Below are 1,849 nucleotides of genomic sequence, written 5' to 3' on the forward strand. Positions count from 1 at the left end.
GTCGCGGGTGACCGGTGGCTACGGAACGAGCCGGGTGGTCAGCCGGGCGGGGCTGGTCAGCCCATGTGCGGGTAGCGGTAGTCCGTCGGCGGGACGAAGGTCTCCTTGACCGAACGGGTCGAGGTCCAGCGCGCCAGGTTCTGCTTGGCGCCGGCCTTGTCGTTGGTGCCCGAGGCCCGGCCGCCACCGAAGGGCTGCTGGCCGACGACGGCGCCGGTCGGCTTGTCGTTGATGTAGAAGTTGCCGGCCGCGAAGCGCAGCTTGTGCATCGCGTCCTGGGCCGCCGCGCGGTCCTGGGAGATGATCGAGCCGGTCAGGCCGTAGGCCGACACCGACTCCATCTGCGCCAGCATCTCGTCGTACTTCTCGTCCTCGTAGACGTACACCGCGAGGATCGGGCCGAAGTACTCGTCCTTGAAGTACTCGCTCGCCGGGTCCTGGCAGACCAGGACGGTCGGGCGGACGAAGTAGCCGACCGAGTCGTCGTAGGTGCCGCCGGCGAGGACCTCGACGGACTCGTCCGCCTGGGCGCGGTCGATCGCGGCCTTGTTCTTGGCGAAGGAGCGCTCGTCGATGACGGCCGACATGAAGTTCGACAGGTCGGTGACGTCACCCATGGTGAGGCCCTCGACCTCGGCGGCGAACTCGTCCTTCAGCCCGGCCCAGATCGACGCCGGGACGTAGGCCCGCGACAGCGCCGAGCACTTCTGGCCCTGGAACTCGAAGGCGCCGCGGGTCATCGCGGTCTTCAGGACCTTCGGGTCGGCCGACGGGTGGGCGACCAGGAAGTCCTTGCCACCGGTCTCGCCGACGATCCGCGGGTAGGTGCGGTAGCCGGCGATGTTGTTGCCGACCTCGCGCCACAGGTGCTGGAAGGTGGCGGTGGAGCCGGTGAAGTGGATGCCGGCCAGCGCGGGGTGCTTGAGCGCCACGGCGGAGACGTCCAGGCCGTCGCCGGTCACCATGTTGATGACGCCCTTGGGCAGGCCGGCCTCCTCCAGCAGCTGCATCAGCAGGTGCGCGGAGAACTGCTGCGTCGGGGACGGCTTCCACAGCACCACGTTGCCCATCAGCGCGGGCGCGGTCGGCAGGTTGCCGGCGATCGCGGTGAAGTTGAACGGGGTGATCGCGTAGACGAAGCCCTCCAGCGGGCGGTGGTCGCTGCGGTTCCACACGCCGTCCGAGGAGATCGGCTGCTCGGCCATGATCTGGCGGGCGAAGTGCACGTTGAAGCGCAGGAAGTCGACCAGCTCGCAGGGGGTGTCGATCTCGGCCTGCTGGGCGGTCTTGGACTGGCCGAGCATGGTGGCGGCGGCCAGGGTCTCGCGCCAGGGGCCGGCCAGCAGGTCGGCGGCCTTGAGGAAGATCGCGGCGCGGGAGTCGAAGGAGAGCGCCTGCCAGGCCGGGGCCGCGGCCAGGGCGGCGTCGATGGCGTCCTGCGCGTCGGCCTGGGTGGCGTTGCGCAGGGTGCCGAGCCGGGCCGCGTGGTTGTGCGGCTGGACGACGTGGATCTCGGCGCCGCCGCCCATGCGGCGCTCACCGTTGATCGTCATGGTCAGCTGGACCGGCTCCTGGCCGCCCAGCTCCTTCAGCTTGGCCTCCAGCCGAGCCCGCTCCGGGCTCCCGGGGGCGTAGCTGTGGACCGGCTCGTTCACCGGCGCGGGGACCTGGGTCACAGCGTCCATAGAGCGCACGCTCTCCTTCGTTTCAGTGCGGGGGGATTACCGGCGCGGGTCAGCACGCCAGCCACAGCACGAACGCTATTCCTGCCCACCGGGCCACTTGATTGGCCGGGCGGCTAAATTCCCCCGTACGGCGTTGTCCGGCCCGACGAAGGGATCACGCTACG

The 1,849-nt window shown here is 69.9% G+C and carries 1 protein-coding gene; it reads right to left on the reverse strand.

The features are described from left to right. Positions 1 to 56: 56 nt before the first annotated feature. Positions 57 to 1,685 carry an L-glutamate gamma-semialdehyde dehydrogenase gene (gene pruA, locus J0670_RS37045; RefSeq protein WP_207817171.1) on the reverse strand — a complete coding sequence of 543 codons (1,629 nt, stop codon included), beginning with the start codon at positions 1,683 to 1,685 and terminating at the stop codon, positions 57 to 59. Positions 1,686 to 1,849: the final 164 nt, after the last annotated feature.

The sequence above is a fragment of the Streptomyces sp. FH025 genome (assembly GCF_017427025.1).
Taxonomy (GTDB): domain Bacteria; phylum Actinomycetota; class Actinomycetes; order Streptomycetales; family Streptomycetaceae; genus Kitasatospora.